This window comes from Bradyrhizobium iriomotense, from assembly GCF_018130765.1.
Lineage (GTDB): Bacteria > Pseudomonadota > Alphaproteobacteria > Rhizobiales > Xanthobacteraceae > Bradyrhizobium > Bradyrhizobium iriomotense_A.
The window spans coordinates 232,349-254,276 of record NZ_JAFCJZ010000001.1; the positions used below are offsets into that span (position 1 = coordinate 232,349).

Consider the following 21,928-nt stretch of genomic DNA (forward strand, 5'->3'; position numbering starts at 1 on the left):
TTTCCGGTGTTCACGTGTGGCCCTAAGGGCGCAGCCGCTGGCTACGCCCCCTCACCGCTTTCCGAGGCCGAAGCACAATAGTCGCGCCAGAACTGGCGATACCCCGCCTCGACCCTGCGCGTGTAGATCTCGACATTGCCGGCGGGCGAAGCCGCGATCTGGGCCGGCAATTCCGCGCGCAACTTCGCCAGATGAGCGGGCTGGCTGGCATATTTGATCGCGATCGCGGCATAGCCCTCGTCGTCCTCGGCGACCCAGTCGTCAAGACCGACGGCCGCCACGATCGACCCGCCGGCGCGCGATGAGGAGCCGTTGCCGAGCTTGGCGACAACAGGCACACCCGCATAGAGGGATTCCCAGGTGCTGATGCCGCCGTTTTGCGGAAACGTATCGAGCGAGATGTCAACATTGGCAAAGGCCCGCAGATGCTCGTTGCGCGGCGTCGTGCCCATGCAGATGACGTTCTCCTCGGCAATACCGTGTGCCACGAACCGCGCGATCAGGCCGTCGCGCAACATGGGATCGTCGAGCAGCCCGTTCTTGATGATGATCTTCGATCCCGCCACCTCGCGCATCACCTTCGACCACACCCGGATCGCCTCGTCCGAGATCTTGAAGATGCGGTTGAACACGCCGAAGGTGACATAGCCGTTGCGGAGCATGGGAAGCTCCGAAGGCGGCACGTCCAGGATGGGATCGATCGTGATCAGGCATGGCAGGTCATAGACCTTTTCGGCCAGCAGATGGCGCGCCGATTGCGGAATGAAGATCGGGTCCCCGAGCACATAGTCCATGGTCTGCAGGCCCGTACCTGTGGCGTGCCCGAAACCCGTGACCTGGATAGGAGCCGGCTTCCGGGAGAACACATGGAGCCTGCTGCCGGTTGTATGGCCGGACACGTCGATCAGAATATCGATTCCGTCGGCCTGGATACGATCGGCCAGTTCGTCGTCCGAAAACTGCGCGGCCTCGACCCAGACGTCTGCGCAAGCCTTGAACTCTTCGGTCATCCCGTCCTGCAACGGCCAGCAGGAATAGCAGACGATCTTGAACCTGGCGTGATCATGATGACGCAGCACCGGCAACAGGGAGTACGCCGCCGAATGCTGCCTGAATTCGGAAGCGACATATCCGATCACGATCTGTCTGTCTGGATCGAGATCGCGCGGCGACAGGGTCCTTTGCGGAAGCTTGGCGCCGATCTGATCCCACCAATATTTCCGCGCCGCCTGCTGGACCACGAAATCGGCCTCCGGCAGATAATCCAGCACGAAAATCTTGTATCCGATGGCCTCGGGAAAGTCCGGCGCGATCGCCAGCGCCGCATCGAGATATTCGAGCGCCGTCGGGACGTCTCCCTGGTTCGCATGGCAATAGGCCAGGAGCGCCATGCCCGCCTCGGACTGCGGATTGACTTCGAGCAGAGTCTTGGCGGCCGCCATCGCTCCCGCCGTGTTCCTCACGAAAAGGTCGACTTGCGCCCTCCAGCACAGCGCGAGCTCGTTCCGTGGCGATTGCGCCAGCGCGGCATCGAAATCCGCGGCCGCCTGCTCCAGCCGGCACAGGGTTAGATGGAGCCGTCCACGCTGCACCAAAATTCTCGGCGAGCCCGGCTTGAGCGCGAGCGCAGCATCGAAGGCGGCTTCCGCCGTCTCGAAATGCCTGAGCTCGAGGCTCACCATGCCCTTGCCGGCGATCGCTTCGGCATGACGCGGCTGAAGCGATAGGGCGCGATCGAAGTCTTTCCCTGCGCGCTCGAACTGGCCGATCATCAGCTCGGCCATGCCACGGTTGCAGAATGCATCGGCATAGTCCGGCTTCAGCCTGATGGCGCGGTCGTGCAGTTCGATCGCCTCTTTGGCCTGGCCAAGGTGCAGCATCGTATTGCCGAGATTGGTCAGGGTGATCGGACAATTCGGCTTCAGCGCAATCGCCTTCTCCTGGCATGCGCGGGCGTCCTTGAATTTCTCGAGCGAGAAATACACAGCCCCGAGATTGCCGTGCGCATCGGGCGAACGCGGATCGAGCATGGTCGCACGCTCGAGCAGGAATTGCGCGTCCTCAAGCCACCCGCCGTCGAACGCCAGCAGGCCAAGCAGGTGCGTGGCGTGGAAATGATCCGGAACCTCTTTCAGTATCTCGCGGCAGAGATTCTCGGTCTCGTCACGTCTGCCCTGCCCCAGCGCCTCAATGGCGAAGGACATGACGGCGTCCGCCTGTTCCCTCAACTTCTGCTGCAATCGCGCGTTCTGATGGGCGCGCGCGCCGAGACTGCTCTGCAAGGTTTCTCTCCGGAGAATGGTCCGAAGAGAGCCAAGCTGATTCGCATGGTGCCAAGCTTGCGGGTCGGTCAGACCGGCGGGGCCGCCAGGTTGCAGCGGCTCACCGCAGGATCTGGCTCAGGAACAGTTTCGTCCGGGCGTGCTGAGGCGCCGCGAAGAACTCGTTCGGGGTGTTGGCCTCGATGATCTGGCCGGCGTCCATGAACACGACACGGTTGGCGACCTCGCGGGCAAAGCCCATTTCGTGGGTGACGACCAGCATGGTCATGCCCTCCTCGGCGAGATCGACCATGGTGTCGAGAACCTCCTTGACCATCTCGGGGTCGAGCGCCGAAGTCGGCTCGTCGAACAGCATCACCTTCGGGTTCATAGTCAGGGCGCGGGCGATCGCGACGCGCTGCTGCTGGCCGCCGGACATCTGGCCGGGAAACTTGTTGGCCTGGTGCGGAATCTTGACCCGCTCCAGGAACTTCATCGCGGTCGCCTCGGCGTCCCTCTTGGGGATGTTGCGCACCCAGATCGGCGCCAGCGTGCAATTGTCCAGAACCGTCAGATGGGGAAACAGGTTGAAGCTCTGGAACACCATGCCGACCTCGCGGCGCACCGCGTCGATGTGCTTGAGGTTCGGCCCGAGCTCGATGCCGTCGACGACGATCTCGCCCTCCTGGAATTCCTCCAGCGCATTGATGCAGCGGATCAGCGTGGACTTGCCGGAGCCCGATGGTCCGCAGATGACGATGCGCTCCCCCTTCTTCACCTCGAGGTCGATGTCGCGCAGGACGTGAAATTCACCGTACCATTTGTTCAGGCCGGAAATCTTGACGATGGGGTCGGACATGGTGGCCTCGATCAGTTGCGGCGGTGGGCGTTGAGACGGTGCTCGACGAACAGCGAGTAGCGCGACATTCCAAAGCAAAAGATGAAGTAGATGATCCCGGCGAAGGCAAAGCCCGTGAACGCCGTGGATGGCGTCGACCATTTCGGATCCGAGAACGAGGCGCGCAGCGAGCCCAGGAGGTCGAACAGCGCCACGATCGAGACCAGCGAGGTGTCCTTGAACAGCGAGATGAAGCTGTTGACGAGGTTCGGAATGACGTGGCGCAGCGCCTGCGGCAGCACGATCAACGAGGTCGTCTTCCACCAGGACAGTCCCAGCGCCGCAGCGGCCTCGCCCTGCCCGCGCGGGATCGCGGCAAGCCCGCCGCGGACGTTCTCGGCCTGATAGGCGCCGGTGAACAGCGCGATGCCGATCAGCGCGCGCACGAGACCGTCGACGGTGAAATTGCCGGGCAGGAACAGCGGCAGCATGTAGGTGGCGAAGAACAGCACGGTGATCAGCGGCACGCCGCGCCAGAACTCGATGAAGGCGATCGAGAAGATCCGGATCAGCGGAATGGTCGAGCGCCGACCGAGCGCGAGCGCGATGCCGATCGGCAGCGAGGTGACGATGCCGGTGACCGAGACCACCAGCGTCACCAGCAGCCCGCCCCACAGGCTGGTCTGCACCACCGGCAATCCGCCATGATCGAGCCCCATCAGCTTGATCACGATCGCGATGGCAATGAAGGTCGCGATGCTCGAGACCAACGCGCGCCATCCGGTGCGCAGGCCGCCGCCGAGGATGAAGGCGATCAGTGAGGCGACGACGGTCGTGATGGCGAAGTCGCCCCAGACCGACTGGCCCGAGCCCTGGATCTGGTCGCGCAGCCAGATCAGCGGGAAGACAAGCCAATGGATCGCCGTGCCGACCAGCATGATCAGGTTGCCGATGACCCACAGCAGCGGCGCGATGGCCGAGGTCTTGCTGAGATTGAGCAGGACGTTTCCGGCGCCGATGATGCTGTCATCGAACAGCTCCAGCAAGCCGGCCGTCCAGCTCAGGCCAAAGCCCTTGATGCCGCCGCCATGCAGCAGGAAGAATGCGACGACGGGAAAGGCGAAGAAGAACAGGCCGGCGTTCAGGCCCTTCGCCGGCAGGCGTGGAACGAGCATCGGCACCAGCAGGACCGCCGCGAGGACGAACGTGAGGTTGACCCGCCAGCGCTCGGCCTCGGGATAGAAGCCGTAGATCAATTGCGGCAGCTTGGCCTGGATGTAGGGCCAACAGGCGCCGACCGCGAAACCGGCGTTCTCAGTGAGGCAGGCCGTGCGGTCGTTGCCGCTCCAGACCGCATCGACCATCAGGAACTTCACGCTGGGAACGATGGTGAACCAGAGCAGCAAGGCGCCGAGGATCGTGAGCAGGATGTTGGTCGGCGAGTTGAACAGGCGGGTCCGCACCCAGCCGATGAAGCCCGTGGTCTTCACCGGCGCGGGACGCTCGCTGACCAGATCGTGGCGGACGAAGGAGGATGAGGCGATATAGGTCATGCGCCAAGGCTCCGGCTGACGCGCCAACCGTAGACGCTCATGACGGCGCTGGTGACGAGGGAGATCAGGAGATAGACGCCCATCGTCATGGCGATGATCTCGATCGCCTGCCCGGTCTGGCTCAGCGACGTGCCGGCGAACACGGAGACGAGGTCAGGATAGCCGATCGCGACCGCCAGCGAGGAGTTCTTTGTAAGGTTGAGATACTGGTTGGTCAGCGGCGGCACGATGACGCGCATCGCCTGCGGCACGACGATCAGCCGGAGCGTGGCGCCGCGGCTGAGGCCGAGCGAGGAGCCCGCCTCCATCTGTCCCTTGTGCACGGACAGGATGCCGGCACGCACGATCTCGGCGATGAAGGCGGCGGTATAGGTTGACAGGGCTACCGTCAGCGCCACGAATTCCGGGATGATCCGCGAGCCGCCGGCGAAATTGAACCCCTTGAGCTGCGGCAGCTCGAAAGTGAAGGGCAGACCGAACACGAGCATGGTCGCCAGCGGAAGCCCGAACAGCAAGGCCAACACGGAGGGCCAGATGCGGATCACCTGCCCCCGCTGAAACAGCGCACGCCTTGCGTAGAAGCGCAAGCCCAGCGAGACGACGATGCCGAGGACCAGCATCGCCAGGAACGGCTCGAAGCCGCTCTCGCCGATCGGACGGGGAATGACGAGGCCGCGATTGCTGATGAAGGCGATGCCGAGCAGTGAAATGCTCTGCCTTGGATTGGGCAGCGCCGCCAGCACCGCCAGGTACCAGAACAGGATCTGGAACAGCAGCGGCAGGTTCCGGATGATCTCGACATAGATCTCGCCGACGCGCGACAGCAGCCAGTTCGGCGACAGCCGGCACAGCGCGACGATGAAGCCGATCGCGGTGGCGAAAAAGATGCCCACCACCGAGACCACGAGCGTGTTCAAAAGCCCGACCACGAACACGCGCAGGAACGTGTCCGAGCCGGTATAGGAGATCAGCGTCTGGTTGACGTCGAAGCCGGCATTGTTCCGCAAGAAGCCGAAGCCGGCGGCGATGTGCTGGTTCTCGAGGTTGGCGCGGGCGTTGGAGACGATCTCGTAGCCGATCCAGCCCAGGATCGCGGCGAAGGCAAACTGGACGGCGACGCCGTTCCAGCCTGCCTTGCCGCCCAGAATGCGCCTGATCTTCAGCGCGATCTGGGCCGGCGGTTTTCGAGCCTCGGTGCTCATCGCCGCGTGCCGCGGATCAAGCAGGATTACCGGATCGGCGGCGCGTACTGGAGACCGCCCTTGTTCCAGAGATTGTTGAGACCACGGGCGATGCCGAGCGGCGAGCCGGCGCCGACGTTGCGATCGAACACCTCGCCGTAATTGCCGGTAGCCTTCACGATCCGCACCACCCAGTCCTTGGTCAGGCCGAGCTGTTCGCCGAAATTGCCGTCGCTGCCCAGCACGCGCTTCAGCTCGGGACTCTCCAGCTTCGCCTTCTCGTCGACGTTCTTCGAGGTGATGCCGAGCTCTTCGGCGGTGACGAGCGCGAACAGCGTCCATTTCACGATGTCGAACCACTGGTCGTCGCCGTGGCGCACCATCGGGCCGAGCGGTTCCTTCGAGATGATCTCGGGGAGCACCATGTGGTCGTTGGGATTGGCGAGCTTGAGGCGGTTGGCGTAGAGGCCCGACTGGTCGGTGGTGAAGACGTCGCAGCGGCCGGCCTCATAGGCCTTGACGGTTTCGTCGTTGGTGCCGAACGCGATTACCTCGTACTTCATGTTGTTGGCCTTGAAGTAGTCGGCGAGATTCTGCTCGGTGGTGGTGCCGGTCTGCACGCAGACGGAAGCGCTGTTGAGCTCGAGCGCCGAATTCACCTTGAGCGACTTCTTCACCATGAAGCCCTGCCCGTCATAATAGGTCACGCCGGTGAAGTTGGCGCCGAGCGAGGTGTCGCGCGAGATGGTCCAGGTGGTGTTGCGCGAGAGCACGTCGATTTCGCCGGACTGCAGCGCCGTGAAACGGTCCTTGGCCGAGGTCGGCACGAACTTGACCTTGGTCGGGTCGTTGAAGATGGCGGCCGCGATCGCGCGGCAGAGGTCGACGTCGAGGCCGGTCCAGTTGCCCTTGTCATCGGGCGAGGAGAACCCCGGCAGGCCCTGGCTGACGCCGCAGGACAGCGTGCCCCGGTCCTTGATGGTCTTGAGCGTTTGCGCATCGGCGGCCTGGGCGGACAGGCCGGCGGCGAGAGCGAGAGTGAGAGCCAGGGTTACGCGTTTCATGGGCTGAAGGCCTTTCAAAGTCGTCTCAAGGTCAGGAATGTTGTCTCAGGATCGTCTCTGCCAGGGATAACCTTGCAAGAGTCATGCTGGGAAACCTTGCCGAACACTCGCCGATCCCGGGAGGCCATACCTTAATCCCCGCCGCAGGCGCCCGCCATGATGGCCGTGGCGCCAGGTCCGGTCAGACGATGGATCGAAGGTCGCGGCAGGCCCCTCAACATGCGGCGACTGAATAGCACCTGCGCATCACAGAACGACTGGCGAGCCGGGTCAAGGGGTTGACGGGACTCTTCTGTGTTCTGTTATTAACGGCAGCGGCCTTTCGGCCGGCCCGCGCGGCGCAAGGCGCCCCAGCGGAAACGCGGTTTTGAAAGCAGAAGCATGGATTCCTCGCACCCCTCCCAACAGCAGGCCGAGACCCGGCTGGTCACCTCCGGCCGCGACACCAAGGCCCAGAAGGGGTTCGTCAATCCGCCGGTGTTCCACGGCTCGACCGTGCTCTATCCGACCGCCGAGGACCTGCACGCCCACCGCGGCGAGTTCACCTATGGCCGCCACGGCACCCCGACGACCAGGGCGTTCCAGGACACGCTGATGGCGCTGGAGGGGCCGCAATGCGCCGGCGTCGGCATCGTACCGTCGGGGCTCTCCGCGATCTCCACCACCCTGCTCTCGGTGCTGAAGACCGGCGACCACATCCTAGTCTGCGACAATGTCTATCGGCCCACGCGCAATTTCTGCAACGGCATGCTCGCCCGCCTTGGCATCGAGACCACCTATTTCGATCCGCTGATCGGCGCCGGCATCGACAAGCTGTTCAAGCCCAACACCCGCGCCGTGCTGGTGGAGGCGCCGGGCTCGCAGTCGTTCGAGATGCCCGACGTCCGCGCCATCGCTGAGGTCGCGGATGGGCGCGGCGCGCTCGTCATCGACGACAACACCTGGGCAACGCCACTCTATCACCGTTCGCTCGAACAGGGCGTCGACATCAGCATGCAGGCCGCCACCAAATATATCGGCGGTCATTCCGACATCATGTTCGGCACCATCTCGGCCAACGCCAAGACCTGGCCGCAGATCACTGAGGGCATCCGCCTGCTCGGCGTCTGCGCGGGCCCCGATGACGTCTTCCTCGCACTGCGGGGCCTGCGCACGCTGTCGGTGCGGCTGGCGCAACATCATCGTTCCGGGCTCGACATGGCGCGCTGGCTCGCCGGCCGTCCCGAGGTCGCGCGCGTGCTGCATCCGGCGCTCGAGACCGATCCGGGCCATGCGATCTGGAAGCGCGACTTCACCGGCGCCTCGGGCCTGTTCAGCATCGTGCTGAAGCCGGCACCGCAGAACGCCGTCGACACCATGCTCAACACGCTAAAACTGTTCGGCATGGGCTTTTCCTGGGGCGGCTTCGAGAGCCTCGCGATTCCCTTCGATTGCGACGCCTATCGCACCGCGACCAAGTGGGCGCCGGGCGGCCCGACTCTGCGACTCCACATCGGACTCGAGAGCACCGACGACCTCAAGGCCGATCTCGATCGCGGCTTCGCTGCCCTCAGGGCGGCAATGTGAGCCTGCTCACAAGGCATTGCGCCGCGGGAACGAGCAACCGGCGCAAGTGTTAACGCCGATGCGCCAACAAATGGTTTGATCCTCAAGCATTTGGCGCTAGCCTCACCAATCGACTCCAATCCGGACACGGAGCATGGGAACGTTGGTACTGCTCGATCTGATGGGCGGCGTGGCGCTGCTGCTGTGGGGCCTCCATATGGTCCAAAGCGGGATCCTGCGCGCCTTCGGTCCTGACCTCCGCCGCCTGCTCGGCAAGGCGCTGAGCAACCGCGCCAGCGCCTTCGCCGCCGGCCTCGGGCTCACCGCGCTGCTCCAGAGCAGCACGGCAACTGCGCTGATCACCAGCTCGTTCGCGGCGGAGGGCCTCGTCAGCCTCGCCGCGGCGCTCGCTATCATGTTGGGCGCCAATGTCGGCACGACGCTGATCGTGCAGGTGCTGTCGTTCAACATCGCAGCCGTGGCCCCCGTGCTGTTCGTGCTCGGCCTCGTGGCCTTCCGCTCGGGACCACGCTCGCGGATCAAGGACATCGGCCGCGTCTGCATCGGCCTCGGCTTGATGCTGCTGTCGCTGCACATCCTGCTCGACACGCTGGCCCCCGCTGAGAACGCGCCGGGCGTCCGCGTCATGATGTCGGCGATTACGGGCGATCCCGTGCTCTGCATCGTCATCGCGGCGCTCGTCACCTGGGCGGTGCATTCCAGCGTCGCCAGCGTGCTGCTAATCATGTCGCTGGCCTATTCGCAGTTCATCACGCCTTACGCCGCACTGGCCCTGGTGTTGGGCGCCAATCTCGGCAGCGCCATCAATCCCGTGTTCGAAGGTGCCAGGCGCGACGATCCCGCGAGCTATCGCCTGCCGGTCGGCAATCTCATCAACCGCGTGGCCGGAATCGCCCTCGTCGTGCCGTTCCTCGGGGTGATTGCCGATCACATGCATGCCTGGCAGCCGGATCTCGCGAAGATGACGGCGGTCTTCCATATCGCCTTCAATGTCGGCACCGCCATCGTCTTCATCGGGTTGCTCGACACCATGTCGCACCTGTTGAGGCGGCTGCTGCCCGATCGCGTGCAGGAGACAGACCCGGCCCGGCCGCGATATCTCGACGAGAGCGCGCTGGAGACGCCGTCGCTGGCGCTTGCCGACGCCGCCCGCGAAGTGCTGCGCATGGGCGACCTCGTCGAGGTGATGCTGCGCAAGGTGATGACCGCGATGATGACCGGCGACCGCGCGCTGGTCGATCAGGTCTCGAAGATGGACAATGCCGTCGACGGTCTCGACGAAGCCATCAAGCTCTACGTGACCAAGCTCATGCGCGGCAGCCTCGACGAGAGCGAGGGACGGCGCGCAATGGAGATCGTCTCCTTCGCCATCAACCTCGAGCATATCGGCGACATCATCGACAAGAGCTTGAGCGAGCTTGCGACCAAGAAGATCAAGCGCCGCTTCCAGTTCTCGGCGGAAGGCGCCGAGGAACTCGCCGCGTTCCACAAGCGCACGATGGAATCGCTGCGCATCGCCTTCGGCGTGTTCATGTCGGGCGACGCCAACGAAGCGCGCAAGCTGCTGGTGGAGAAGACCACGCTGAAGAACACCGAGCTCGCCGCCGTCGAACGCCATCTCGACCGCCTGCGCGAGGGCCGGCCCGAGACCATCGAGACCACCTCGCTGCATCTCGACGTGCTGCGCGATCTGCGCCGCATCCACTCGCATATCTGCTCGGTCGCCTATCCCGTGCTGGATGCGGCCGGAGAGCCCTACCGCAGGACCGAGGCGGATGCCGCCGCCCTGCCCGCCTCGGGCGCGCCCTCAGCGCTGCCGCGCTAAGGCGGCGCGAACGAGAATGGCGCCTCCCGCCAGGAGGAGGCCGGCGCCGCAGAGCAGGACAGGCACCATCCACAGCGTCAGGAACGACAGCAGCCGCGCATCCTCTGGCCGGCCGGGATCATAGGCGATCCTGACGCGCTCGCCATCCGCATAGGGCTGGCTGGTCGACCCCGATGAGGACGTGAACGTGATCGAGCGACCGTTCGCCGTCTGAAATTGAAAAGTCGGATAGAGAAACGTCCCGCCATGATTTCCGCCGCTGCGCACGACGGCACCGGCGAAACGCGCCTCCGTCTGCTCGGCCCTTGCGAGAAAGGCGACGGTGCCGCCGACGTCGAAGAGGCCGAGCGCAAGCAAGAGCAAGCCGACCAGCAGGACCGACGCGAAGATCACGACCGAGAGCTTGTTCATGTCATTCCGATACCAATTTGTCGTTTCCCTCGCAAAGTGCCAGTATTCCGGTCCAGTTTTGCTCAGGAGCAGGTGAATTGTCCCGCAGCGACGCGCGTATCCAGCACTTGAACTGGAATCTATTGCGGACCTTTCTCGTGATCGTGGAAGAACGCAGCATCACGAAGGCAGCCGACCGGTTGTTCGTGCGCCAGCCGTCGGTGACTGCCGCGCTCCAGAAGCTGGAGGAGACGTTGGGCTGTCAGCTGATCCAGCGCGACAGCCGCAGATTCGTCCTCACCGTCCAGGGCGAAGCACTCCGACAGGAATGTGCCGAGATCTTTCTGAGAGTGGAACGCATCGGCGAGCGACTGTCCACCAAAGAGGATGATCTCACGGGACAGGTGCGGATCCTGACCGTGACCAATCTTGCCGTACCGCAGCTCGATCAGGCTCTGCGTCAGATGCGGCGACGGCATCCTTCCATCACCATGCGCATCGATGTGGCCAACAGCCAGGACATCGTAAGGGCGATCGCGCAGAAGCAGGCGCCCTTCGGCTTTTGCCTTCTATCCAAGCCCCTCGCCGGATTGGACTGCAAATTCGTGCTGCGCGAGAAGTTCGGCATCTATTGCGGCGCCTCGCATCCGCTCTATGGCCGTACCGACGTGAGCCTGGAGGAATTGCGCCAGGAAGCCTTCGTCGCGTTCACCTGCGGCCAGCACGGCGGTGCGCTCGAGCCGATGATCGCACTGCGCGACGGCGCCGGTCTGGGAACCTGGACCGTCGGCGAGAGCCCTCATCTGGAGGAGGTCCGACGGCTGATCGCCGCCGGGATCGGCATCGGAATATTGCCGGTGGATTCCACCCGCCCGCTTGGCTCGGACGAGCTTAGGCTCATTCCCGCGCTGCAGGACAGGCTGGGTGCCGACGCCTATTTCCTGACAAATCCGGACACCGAGCTCGGCGCCGCCGAACGCGCGTTCCTGAGCATCTACGAAAACGAGCTGTTCGACGCGCAACCTGCCGCGGATCATCCCGCCCGTTGAGTGCGCTCAGCCGGAACGGTTGGCGCGCTCGAGGACGGCCTGCATCAGCACGTTTACGCCCGGCTCGATGTCCGCAATCGTGACGTTTTCCGCCTCATTGTGCGAGAGGCCGTCTTCACAAGGGGTGAAGATCATGGCCGTCGGCAGATATTCTGCGACATGCATGGCGTCATGGCCGGCTTCCGTGAGCATCTCCATGGTCGAATATCGGAGCGCCTCGGCCGACTGACGTACCAGGTCGACGCAGCCGGCATCGAAGCGCATCCCGCCATAGGACCAGCTCTCCTTGATGGAAATCTCGCACCGTGAGCGTTCCTGGAGTGCGGGAAGTCTCGCCTTGAATTCCTCCAGCATCGCGATCACGACGCTTTCGTCGGGGTGTCGCATGTCGCACGTCATTTCCACATGGTCCGGAATGGCGCCCAGCAGGTTGGGTTCGGTACGGATGCGCATCGTCGTGGACTTACCGCCAGTTTCGTGACGGGACCAGCCAATCTCGTTGATTGCGAGCGTCACCTCCGCTGCGCCAACCAGCGCATTCTTTCGCGCCGGCATCGGCGTCGGGCCGACATGGCCGGTCTCACCGAGAACCTCGACAACGAACCCGCGCACGCCGAACGCTCCGGTCACGATGCCGACCTGCTTGCCCTCGGCTTCAAGTCGCGGCCCCTGCTCGATGTGAAGTTCGAAGAGACTGTCGAACCGATCCGCGGAAACGGCGTCGGTCCCCTTGAAGCCGATGCGCGCCAGCTCATCGCCTAGGGAAAGACCGTCACGATCCAAACGGGAATAGGCGAATTCGACCGCCTTCTGCCGCGTAAAGACCGCCGAGCCGATCATCGGGGGTTCGAAGCGTGCGCCTTCCTCGTTCGTCCAGTTGACCAGCGTGATCGGGCGCTTGGTGACAATGCCGTGGTCGTTGAGCGTCCGCACCAGCTCCAGACCCGCGAGCACGCCGAGAATGCCGTCGAACCGGCCGCCATGAACCTGCGTGTCGAGGTGGCTGCCCACGAGAACGGATTTGGTATCCGGCTCGGCGCCCTTTCGCGTGGCGAAGATGTTGCCGATCGCGTCGATGCGGACGTCGCACCCGGCCTCCTCGCACCACCGAATGAATTCGTGCCGCATCACCGCATCGTCTTCGGACAGGGCGAGCCGTCGCAAGCCGCCTTTGGCTGTCTTTCCGATCTCGGCAGACCGCATGAGCGATGCCCAAAGCCTCGACATATTGGGGCGAATGTTGCTCAGACGATTCATGACGATCCCTTCATTGCGCGCCCGGCGCGGCGACGTGCCTGCGGACGATCTGCCAGGAGGTATAGATTGTCAGCCAGCTACCCTCAAAGCCGCGCCGGATAAAATAGATAGTTTCGATACGAAACATACGAACTGATTTTTGCGTGTCGTCAAATTATGGGCATCGCGACCAAAATGCGCGCAATACGGCGCCAGGATCATTGCGCGGCCGCAGAGCTGGACATTGAAGGCATTCGATCGCTTCAGCTTTTTGCAAACCAGACGTCAGGCGCGGTCTCGCTCGGCTGCACAAAACTCATCGCATAGTCCGCTTCTATGACAGGAATCCGCATTTTCTATTTGTCGCAGCAGCGTTTCCTTCTCATCCTTCCGGAAAGCTTGCAGACCAATGGGGCGTTTCAGCGCTCCGGCGCACGCGGTGGCCGCGTGCTCTGGTGCCGTTTTCAACAGGGCGGATGACTCTCGGTCGAGCCAGGTCGATCGGGCGTGTCTGCACCTGGCGGCGTCTCGTTGTTCGTTCACGGCGACATCGAGGGGAAGGTGCATGGACATGGAGCTCACAATTAACGGAACGCTGACCGAAGAAAAAGTCAGCGTCCGCAAGATCGCCGTCGCGAGTGTCATCGGCACCACCGTCGAATGGTACGACCTCTTCGTGTTCGCCACGGCTTCGGCGCTCGTGTTCAACAAGGTCTTCTTTCCGAGCTTCGATGCGACCGTCGGTACCCTGCTGGCGTTCGGGACATTCGCGTCGGCCTATCTCGCCCGCATCGTCGGTGCGGCCCTGTTCGGACATTTCGGCGACCGGCTTGGACGCAAATCCATGCTGCTGTTCTCGCTGGTCATGATGGGTCTGGCGACCTTCGCCATCGGCTTGCTGCCGAACTACGACAGGATTGGCGTCTGGGCGCCGATCCTTCTTCTGACTCTGCGCGTGATGCAGGGGCTCGCCCTCGGCGGCGAATGGGGCGGCGCGGTCCTGATGGCCGTCGAGCACGCACCGCAGAACAGGCGCGGACTCTACGGATCCTGGGTCCAGATCGGCGTTCCCGCCGGTACACTCATTGCCAACCTGGTGTTTCTGCTGATCGCGTCCGCCATGACGAATGAGGATCTGCTCTCCTGGGGCTGGCGCATTCCCTTCCTCGCAAGCATCCTGCTGGTCGCCGTCGGTGCTTATGTCCGCCTCAATACCGCCGAAACGCCCTCCTTCGCCAAGGTCAAGATGCAGGAGGCGACCGTCAAGGTGCCGTTCCTGGAGCTTCTGCGCAAATCCTGGAAGACGGTCATCCTTGGCGGCGTCGCGACCATGTCCACAGGCTCGTCCTTCAACCTGATCGTCGCTTTCGGCCTGAGCTATGGCACACAGGCGCTGAAGATCTCCCGCAACGAAATGCTGGTGATCGTGCTGCTGTCCTGCGCGGCCTGCATCTTGCTGCTGCCGCTGTTCGGTCTTCTCTCCGATCGCGTCGGCCGACGGCCCGTCGTTCTCGGCGGCATCCTCGCCGAAGCCATGGTCGCCTTCCCGATGTTCTGGCTGATGGATACGGCGACGTTCGGCGGCGCGCTGCTCGGCTATCTGCTGATGATGACCGCCTTCGCCGCCAATTACGGTCCGATCGCGACCTTCCTTGCCGAGCTGTTCGGAACCAAGGTGCGCTATTCCGGACTTTCGATCGCCTACATGCTGTCGGGCGTTCTCGGCAGTGCGCTCACGCCCGTCATCACGACCTGGCTGATTTCAACGACCGGCAAGGGCTCTTCCGTCGCCTGGTACATGATCGGCTCCGCCCTCCTCTCCGCCGTCGCGCTGCTGGCGCTCACTGACACGGTCAAGCGGGATCTGGCCAAGACGAGCTGAGCGAGGGGACAAAGCCCATGAATGTGCGCGGCAGGATCGATGAGGCCATCGAGCTTCTCGCCGGCGTCGAGACGGCGACGATCGGCCACTTCCGGGCCGAAGGTTTCATGCGGCCGGACATCCAGTGCGTGACCGACGGTGTGAGGATCGTCGGCCGCGCCCTGACGGTCAGCCTGCCGGCTGACGACGGCACGGCGCTGCCACATGCCCTGGCGCTTGCCGAGGCGCGGGATATCCTGGTCATCGAACGGGGTGACGACGACAGGCATGCCTGCTGGGGCGCGGTGATGACGGCTGCTGCGTTGGCGCGTGGAGTTACCGGCGTCGTGATCGATGGTTACGTCACAGATGTGGGCGCCATTCGTAGCGCAGGCCTGCCGGTCTGGTGTCGCGGCCGCTCGCCGCTGACGACGAAGTTGCGTGGAGGTGGAAGCGTGGCGCAACCGGTGACCTGCGGCGGCGTGCGCGTTCATGCGGGCGACCTCGTCCTCGCCGACGAGAACGGCGTATGCGTCCTTCCTCCCGCCGACGCGGCCGAGATCGCCCGGGAGGCGCATGCGATCCAGGCAAGAGAGCCCGAGATCGTCACCCGGCTCGAACGGGGCGAAAGTATCGTCGACGTTTACGGGCTGGCGGCCCTTCCGACTGCCTGAGGCGGCCCGTAAAATCAGAGGACGGCGAGACACTCGATCTCGAGATCGAAGGGAAGCGACCAGGGCTTGATCGTCGCCGAGGTTCGCGCCGGAAAGCCGTCCTTGAAGTAGTGCCGGTAAACCTCGTTGACCTCGGCCATCATCGCCGCATCCGTGACGTAGACGGTCGTCTTGATGACATGCTCCAGCGATGCGCCGGCATATTCCAGCGCAAAGCGCAGCGCCTCGAGCGCTGCGCGTGTCTGAGCGCTGATATCGCCTTCGACGACTTTCCCGGTCTGCAGGTCGAGCGGCGGCAGGTCGCAATGATGTTGCCGGCGCGTACCAGCGCGGAGGTCGGTGCGCCAAGACCGCGGATCGCCTCGGATATGACCGGGACTTCGATGATTTCGCGCGTCATGTTCCCTCCCCGCCCCGTGGCAATGAAACGGATGTGGCGCTGCTGCCGGCTGCCCTGGTCAGCGCTCCAGCGTCTTCGACGCTCTGCCGCGGTTCTTCCAGATCAGCATGATGTTGCGGACATAGATGATGGTCGCCAGCCCCTGCCCGAGGATGATGACCGGCTCGCGCTTCACGACGCCGTAGACCAGCGTCATCATCCCGCCTCCGATCGAGCAGAACCAGAATGCCATCGGCACCACGCTGTTGCCGGCGCGCTCGCTCGCGATCCACTGCAAGAGAAAGCGCGCCGTGAAGAACAGCTGCGCGACGAGGCCGAACGCGAGCCAGAAGTCGAACTTGGCGACGAAGACGTCGTAGAGATAGTTGCTCAGCGCCTGACCGTATTGAATGATCATGCGTTCACCTCAGTCACATCTGGTGTCGGCTTCTTGCGGCGGATCAGCCACCACACGCCAGCGAGATCCATGATGCCGATCCACAGCCGGTCGAAGAAACCGTAATTGGACACGCCGGAACGGCGCGGCCGGTCGATCACGTCGACATAGGCGATGTCGTAGCCCTCGCGGCGCACCAGCGCCGGCAGGAAGCGATGTAGCCCGTCGAAATAGGGCATCATCAGGAACACCTCGCGGCGGAACGCCTTCAGCCCGCAGCCGGTGTCGCGCGTGCCATCCTGAAGGATCGCGTTGCGGACCTTGTTGGCCACGCGCGACTGGAATTTCTTGAAGCCGGTATCCTTGCGCCCGACGCGCTGCCCGGCGGCGAGGCCGACCCGCCCCGCTCCTTTTTCCACCGCGGCGATCAGGTCCGGCAGGAAGGCCGGATTGTTCTGTCCGTCGCCGTCGAGGGTTGCCACGATCCCCCCGCGCGCTGCGCGCACGCCGCTGCGCACCGCGGCCGACTGGCCGCCTGACCTGGCGTGCCGGAGCTGACGCAGATTGCTCCGCGCCGCCATGATGGCATTCAGCCGCTCACCGGTCGTGTCCGTCGAGCCGTCATTGACGTAGATGATCTCGTAATCCCAGCGGCCGTCGAGCGCGGTCGTGATCTCCTCGATCAGGGGCGCGATGTTGTCGGCTTCGTTGCGCACGGGAACGACGATGGAAACCGAAGGCTGGGACGTCGACAAATCGAGGCTCGTGGTTGGAATTGGCCTGCCCCTCGGGAACCGGCGGTCCCGGCAGGCAGCCGCTTTTATGGGGCGGATGCCCCGCGGGCAACCCTTTTGAGGCGCCCTGTGACCGGCCCCGGAAGCGGCACGATGGTGCCATCGGCACGGATGGCAAAGGCGAGCCGGCGCGCCGCAAACCAGTAGCGAACGGCCATGGCGCCGACGATGCCGACCAGGGCCCCGGCGGTGACGTCGCTCGGGTGATGCGCGAGCAGCACGAGCCGCGTCAGCAGGATCACAATCGCGTAAGTGAACATGAACACGCGCAGCCGCGGCCAGAGTGCGGAGACCGCAAACGCCAGCGCGAACGCCGCAATCGCATGCCCCGACGGCAGGCTGGCATAGGCTCCCGAGCCCTCGAACGGGATGAAGTTGAAGGGATCGGCCTTGCCGCCGACGAAGGGCCGCCCCCGGCCGATGAGATATTTCAGGATCTCGCCGACGAATGCGGAGACGGCAACGGACAGAAACAGGAACTGCAGCCGAGTGCCCAAGCCCAGCAGCAACGCACGGCTTGTGCCGTGTAGTCGCGCGGCAATCAGTGCCACGATCACCAGCGCGACGCCCAGCACCGAAAGCACGTACTCGTCCTTGCCGAAATCGGTGAGGATGCGGATCGGCCACAGGCTTGACGTGCCGCGCGCCGGCATCAACTGAATCTCGGTCAGGTCGAAAGCCAGCATCAGCGCGATGACCAGGGCCGCCCCCGCCATGCTGAGCCACAGCGAGTGCCGTGCCAGCTTTCGTGCGGCCTCGGCGCGGTGCGAATGCGACGGTGAGCGCACGAGCTGCGCCAGCGCACGTCCCGACACCGTGAGCAATTGCGCGGGATAGCCCGCACGCGGCGCGATATGGGTCGGCGCCGGCATCCTATTCGGTGCCTTCCGAACGGAAGATCGAGATCGAGATCGCGCGGCCTTGCGAGAAATTGTAGCCGTCGATGCGCGCCCCGACCTTGTAGCGCAGCCCGATCGCCTCGGCGCGCTGCACGAAGCTGCGCTCCGAGCGTTGCTCGATCAGCGCGAAGCGGCAGCTGCCCTGGCGCAGGAAGTCCGCCGCGCCCGAGCCGTCGGTGAGCAGCGTCTGCGTGCCGGTCAGGAACACGAGGCTCGGCTCGTGATAGCCGGCGGCGGCCGCCTTCGGCCCGACGCAGGTGACGTTGCGCAGCGCCCGCGCGATCTCGATGCTCGGAAACAGCGGGGTCAGCGACGGCAGCACGATGCCCCAGACCACGACCGCCAGCATCAGGGCCGCGACCAGCGCGTTCAGCACCGAGCGCTCGGCGCGATTGGTGTCGAACAGCCACCAGGCGAACAGGCCGAAGATCAGCGAGGCCGCGATGAACGGCCAGGCCACGAAGGCCGGTTGCCGGGTCAGCATGACCGCGCCCACCACCGCGATGATCGAGGCCGCCGCGGGAATCGCGAACCACCAGGCCGAACCGCGCGCCAGCCAGGACCGCGACAGCACACGCCGCTCCACCGCACCGACGGTGAGGATCGCGATCGCCGGATATAGTGGCAGCACGTAGTGCGGCAGCTTGGTCAGCACCGCCTCGAACACGATCCAGGACGGGATCAGCCAGGCCAGCAGGAATTGCGCGCCGGGCTCGCGCCGTGCCCGCCACACCGCGGGCGCCGCCATCGCGGCCAGCGGCGCGCCCGGCCAGAAGGTGATCCAGAACAGCGCCAGATACATCCCGGGCGGCGCGCCATGGGATTCCTGCGCGCCGATCTTGCTGAGCATGTCGCCGCCGACGGAATCGGCAAAGAAGGCATCGCCCGCGCGCCAGAAGATCGCGACGAACCAGGGCAGCACCAGCACCAGCATCCACATCAGGCCCCAGAGCGGGCGCAGCTTCCACAGCCAGGAGGCATCGCGGTCCAGGATCGCGAGCGCGACGATGGTGAGGCCGGCGAACATCAGGATCAGCGGGCCCTTGATCAGGATGCCGACCGCGAGCGCGGTCCAGAAGATCGCAGGCCAGCTCCAGGGCGGACGCGTCTCGTCCTCGGCGCGCTGCCACGACAGGTAGGCCCGCGCCATCGCGCCCATCGCGGCGGTGACGCAGAGCAGCAGCATCGCATCGGTCTTGGCGAGCCGCGCCTCGACGCCGAGCAGCACGGAGGCGCACATCAGGAGCGCCGCGAGCACCGCGGCGCGCCGCGTGACGAAGCCGAGCGCAGCCCAATAGGTCATGAGCACGGCGCCGATCGCGCCTATCAGCGAGGGCAAGCGGTAGACCCAGATCCGCAATTCGGCCTTGGGCAGCTTGAGCGCCGAAGCAATTTCAACCGCAGCCGATTGCAACCAGTAGATGCCGACCGGCTTCTTGTAGCGGACGTCCTCCTGGAAGCGGATATCGACATAGTCGCCGCTCTCGACCATCTGCTTGGTCGCCTGGGCGAACCGCGCCTCGTCGCGGTCGACGGGCGGGATGGTGAAGAAGCCAGGCAGGAACAGCAGCAGCGCGCAGAGCAGCAGGAAGGCCACTGCGCGGGCGTGGCTGGCCGTCGCGATATCGAGCATGGTCACGAGCCGGCTGCCCGGATTTACGGGCGATTTCGGCTCACGGGGCGCTCCAAAACGGGGGCTTGGGTAGGTCTCGGCCATTGGTTCCGCTTACGCTGAAACCGCCATGGCCACAACCGCTTAAGGCCGGCTCATTGAATTCGAATGACAACTGTGTCCGCGGCGCCCGTGGCATCGATCACGGTGAGCCGTGCAAAGCCCGGGCCGGGCGGATCGATCAGGCGCTGGCGGCGGCCGTCGATCTCGCCGAGTGAAGTTCCGTTTACCATCACGGTCATGGGCAGAACGCCGCCGGCGACCTTGACTGGCATGGCTGCGCTCTCGGGCCCGCCGGAGCGATCGACGTCGATCCGTGAGCCATTCAACGGGAACTGGATGTGCAGCGCCTGCTCGCCGCCGGTCCGCACCAGCTCTCCGACCGGGCGGAACCGTTTGAGCGGCAACGGCAACTTCGCGTTGCTGGCGACCAGGGTTCCCTTCGGCGGCTTGGGCAGCGGGGCCACCGTCTTGCCCGTCCGGGCGAAGGCGTCGAACAGGATGGGCGCCGCGGCGACACGTCCGATCAGGCCGGGAACCGGCGCGCCGTCCGGACGGCCGACCCAGACACCGATGGTCATGCGGCCGTCGAAGCCGACCGACCAGGCGTCGCGATAGCCGTAGGAGGTGCCGGTCTTGAAGGCGATGCGGTTGTGCGCGGCGTTCTCCGGCGGCGGTGTGCCGAGCAGAATGTTGCCGACCTGCCAGGCCGCGACCTGGTCCAGGAGCCGCAACGGCTCGCGGTCGTCCCTGGCCGTGACGATCTCGCGCACCGGCTTGGTGGTTCCAAGACGAGCAAAGCCGGCATAGAGCTGCGCGAGATCCTGCAGCGTCACGCCCACGCCGCCGAGCCCCATGGCAAGGCCCGGCGCCTCATCCTTCGGCAGGATCAGATTGCCGCCGGCCTGCCGCAGCCGCGAGGCCAGCCGGCTCGAGCCGACGCGGTCGAGCAGCACGATGGCGGGAACATTCAGCGACAATTGCAGCGCCTTCCTCACAGGCACCGTGCCCTGGAAGGTCATGTCGAAATTTTCCGGCGCGTAGGAGCCGAAGCGGACCGGCCGGTCGTCGATCAGGCTGTCGGGATGAACAAAGCCGTCCTCGAGGGCGAGCCCGTAGATGAACGGCTTGAGCGTCGATCCCGGCGACCGGATGGCGCGGGTCATGTCGACCTGCCCTGCCCGGGTTTCGTCGAAATAATCCGCCGAGCCGACGCGCGCGAGCACATCGCCGCTCTCATTGTCGACAACGATGATGCCGACCGAGATGTTGGGCCCGAGCGCAATGGCACGGTCGCGCGCCAACGGCTCCAGCACCTTCTGCAAATTCGCATCCAGCGTCAGCTTGATGACCGGATTGTCTTTCACGGTCGAAAGCGCGGTGTCGGAGGCGTGCGGCGCCAGGATCGGCATCGGCTTGCGCAGTGTCGGCACCGGCACGGCCTTGGCCTGCCTGGCGTCATCCGCGCTCACCACATTCTCCTCGACCATGCGATCGAGCACGCGATCGCGCGCCTTGCGCGCTGCCTCAGGATAGCGATCGAGGCGACGCGTCTCCGGCGATTGCGGCAGGGCGACCAGCAGTGCGGCCTCTGCCAGCGACAACCGCTTCGGCTCCTTGCCGAGATAAGCGATCGCGGCCGAGCGGATGCCTTCGAGATTGCCGCCGTAGGGCGCGAGCGCCAGATAGAGATCGAGGATCTGCTCCTTGCTCATGCTGCGCTCGATCTCGATCGCACGCACCATCTGCCGCAGCTTTGCATAGAGCGAGCGCTGCCGGCGCGGCTCCATCAGCCGGGCGAGCTGCATCGTGATGGTCGAGCCGCCCGACACGATGTGGCCGCGCGTTCCGAGCTGCAACGCGGCGCGGCCCAGCGCCAGCGGATCGATGCCGTCATGGACGTAGAAGCGCTGGTCCTCATAGGCAAAGAGCAGTTTCAGATAGGTCGGATCGACATTGGTCTTGGCATCGACCGGCAGCCGCCAGCGTCCGTCCGCCATGGCGTATGCGCGCAGCAGCTTGCCGTTGCGGTCGACGATGGTGGTGGAGACCTGGCGCGCCTCGTCGAGCGGGAGCGGACCGAGGGAGTAGACCCAGGCGACGAAGCCGGTGATGGCGAGGATGAGGGTGAGCGACGCTGCGGAGAGGATACGCATGATGGTGCGCCCTCCTCTCCCGTCGTCGTTCCGGGATGGTCCGAAGGACCAGACCCGGAATCTCGAGATTCTCAGGCGCGCAATTGCGCGCCGTAGTTCGGTGCTGCGCACCGCCCCGGAATGACGAGAGCTG

At 64.7% G+C, this 21,928-nt stretch carries 18 protein-coding genes; 5 read left to right on the forward strand and 13 right to left on the reverse strand.

Going from position 1 to position 21,928, the window contains the following annotated elements:
• Positions 1-41: 41 nt before the first annotated feature.
• The 5 genes from JQ635_RS01050 to JQ635_RS01070 all read right to left on the reverse strand — a co-directional run bounded on the left by JQ635_RS01050 (position 42) and on the right by JQ635_RS01070 (position 6,897).
• Positions 42-2,282 carry a tetratricopeptide repeat protein gene (locus JQ635_RS01050; RefSeq protein WP_211408033.1) on the reverse strand — a complete coding sequence of 747 codons (2,241 nt, stop codon included), beginning with the start codon at positions 2,280-2,282 and terminating at the stop codon, positions 42-44.
• Positions 2,283-2,382: 100 nt separating this feature from the next.
• Positions 2,383-3,120 (reverse strand): amino acid ABC transporter ATP-binding protein, encoded by a 738-nt coding sequence (locus tag JQ635_RS01055; protein ID WP_246583221.1) that lies wholly within the window; start codon positions 3,118-3,120, stop codon positions 2,383-2,385.
• Between the two features lie 11 nt (positions 3,121-3,131).
• A complete protein-coding gene (locus tag JQ635_RS01060) occupies positions 3,132-4,652 on the reverse strand; it encodes an amino acid ABC transporter permease (protein ID WP_211408034.1) in 1,521 nt (506 codons plus the stop codon).
• Complete coding sequence (locus JQ635_RS01065) at positions 4,649-5,854, reverse strand: amino acid ABC transporter permease (RefSeq protein ID WP_211408035.1); 1,206 nt, start codon at positions 5,852-5,854, stop codon at positions 4,649-4,651. The genes JQ635_RS01060 and JQ635_RS01065 overlap by 4 nt, the downstream gene beginning before the upstream one ends.
• A 26-nt stretch (positions 5,855-5,880) precedes the next feature.
• Positions 5,881-6,897, reverse strand: coding sequence for an amino acid ABC transporter substrate-binding protein (locus JQ635_RS01070; protein ID WP_211408036.1), 1,017 nt, complete (start codon positions 6,895-6,897; stop codon positions 5,881-5,883).
• Positions 6,898-7,278: 381 nt separating this feature from the next.
• Between JQ635_RS01070 and metC the strand changes: the two genes are divergently transcribed.
• Positions 7,279-8,463: a cystathionine beta-lyase gene (metC, locus tag JQ635_RS01075; RefSeq protein ID WP_211408037.1), complete on the forward strand. Its 1,185-nt coding sequence runs from the start codon at positions 7,279-7,281 to the stop codon at positions 8,461-8,463.
• 133 nt (positions 8,464-8,596) lie between these two features.
• Positions 8,597-10,288 carry a Na/Pi cotransporter family protein gene (locus tag JQ635_RS01080; RefSeq protein ID WP_211408038.1) on the forward strand — a complete coding sequence of 564 codons (1,692 nt, stop codon included), beginning with the start codon at positions 8,597-8,599 and terminating at the stop codon, positions 10,286-10,288.
• Here the strand turns inward: JQ635_RS01080 and JQ635_RS01085 are convergent.
• The gene (locus tag JQ635_RS01085; RefSeq protein WP_211408039.1) at positions 10,271-10,699 is read right to left on the reverse strand and encodes a DUF3592 domain-containing protein; all 429 of its coding nucleotides are present in this window, start codon (positions 10,697-10,699) and stop codon (positions 10,271-10,273) included. The two genes, JQ635_RS01080 and JQ635_RS01085, sit on opposite strands and share 18 nt — an antisense overlap.
• 17 nt (positions 10,700-10,716) lie before the next feature.
• On the opposite strand from JQ635_RS01085, the gene JQ635_RS01090 reads away from it, so the two are divergent.
• On the forward strand, positions 10,717-11,727 hold the full coding sequence (locus tag JQ635_RS01090) for a LysR family transcriptional regulator (RefSeq protein ID WP_246583222.1): 1,011 nt from the start codon (positions 10,717-10,719) through the stop codon (positions 11,725-11,727).
• Positions 11,728-11,733: 6 nt separating this feature from the next.
• On the opposite strand, the gene JQ635_RS01095 is transcribed toward JQ635_RS01090, so the two are convergent.
• Positions 11,734-12,984: a Zn-dependent hydrolase gene (locus JQ635_RS01095; RefSeq protein ID WP_211408040.1), complete on the reverse strand. Its 1,251-nt coding sequence runs from the start codon at positions 12,982-12,984 to the stop codon at positions 11,734-11,736.
• A 550-nt stretch (positions 12,985-13,534) separates the two neighbouring features.
• Here JQ635_RS01095 and JQ635_RS01100 point away from each other — a divergent pair.
• Together JQ635_RS01100 and JQ635_RS01105 are read left to right on the forward strand one after the other, a co-directional pair.
• Complete coding sequence (locus JQ635_RS01100) at positions 13,535-14,845, forward strand: MFS transporter (protein WP_246583224.1); 1,311 nt, start codon at positions 13,535-13,537, stop codon at positions 14,843-14,845.
• Between the two features lie 17 nt (positions 14,846-14,862).
• A complete protein-coding gene (locus JQ635_RS01105; RefSeq protein WP_211408042.1) occupies positions 14,863-15,498 on the forward strand; it encodes an RraA family protein in 636 nt (211 codons plus the stop codon).
• Between the two features lie 14 nt (positions 15,499-15,512).
• Here the strand turns inward: JQ635_RS01105 and JQ635_RS01110 are convergent, their stop codons facing one another.
• The 6 genes from JQ635_RS01110 to pbpC all read right to left on the reverse strand — a co-directional run bounded on the left by JQ635_RS01110 (position 15,513) and on the right by pbpC (position 21,795).
• A complete protein-coding gene (locus JQ635_RS01110; RefSeq protein ID WP_349631835.1) occupies positions 15,513-15,866 on the reverse strand; it encodes a Rid family hydrolase in 354 nt (117 codons plus the stop codon).
• Positions 15,867-15,956: 90 nt separating this feature from the next.
• A complete protein-coding gene (locus JQ635_RS01115; RefSeq protein ID WP_211408043.1) occupies positions 15,957-16,295 on the reverse strand; it encodes a lipid-A-disaccharide synthase N-terminal domain-containing protein in 339 nt (112 codons plus the stop codon).
• Positions 16,292-17,029 (reverse strand): glycosyltransferase family 2 protein, encoded by a 738-nt coding sequence (locus JQ635_RS01120; RefSeq protein ID WP_211408044.1) that lies wholly within the window; start codon positions 17,027-17,029, stop codon positions 16,292-16,294. Before JQ635_RS01120 ends, JQ635_RS01115 begins: the two co-directional genes overlap by 4 nt.
• Positions 17,030-17,094: 65 nt before the next feature.
• A complete protein-coding gene (locus tag JQ635_RS01125) occupies positions 17,095-17,940 on the reverse strand; it encodes a phosphatase PAP2 family protein (protein ID WP_211408045.1) in 846 nt (281 codons plus the stop codon).
• A gap of 1 nt (position 17,941) precedes the next feature.
• A complete protein-coding gene (locus tag JQ635_RS01130) occupies positions 17,942-19,684 on the reverse strand; it encodes an ArnT family glycosyltransferase (protein ID WP_211408046.1) in 1,743 nt (580 codons plus the stop codon).
• A 50-nt stretch (positions 19,685-19,734) separates the two neighbouring features.
• Positions 19,735-21,795 (reverse strand): penicillin-binding protein 1C, encoded by a 2,061-nt coding sequence (gene pbpC / locus JQ635_RS01135; RefSeq protein ID WP_211408047.1) that lies wholly within the window; start codon positions 21,793-21,795, stop codon positions 19,735-19,737.
• Between the last annotated feature and the right edge of the window lie 133 nt (positions 21,796-21,928).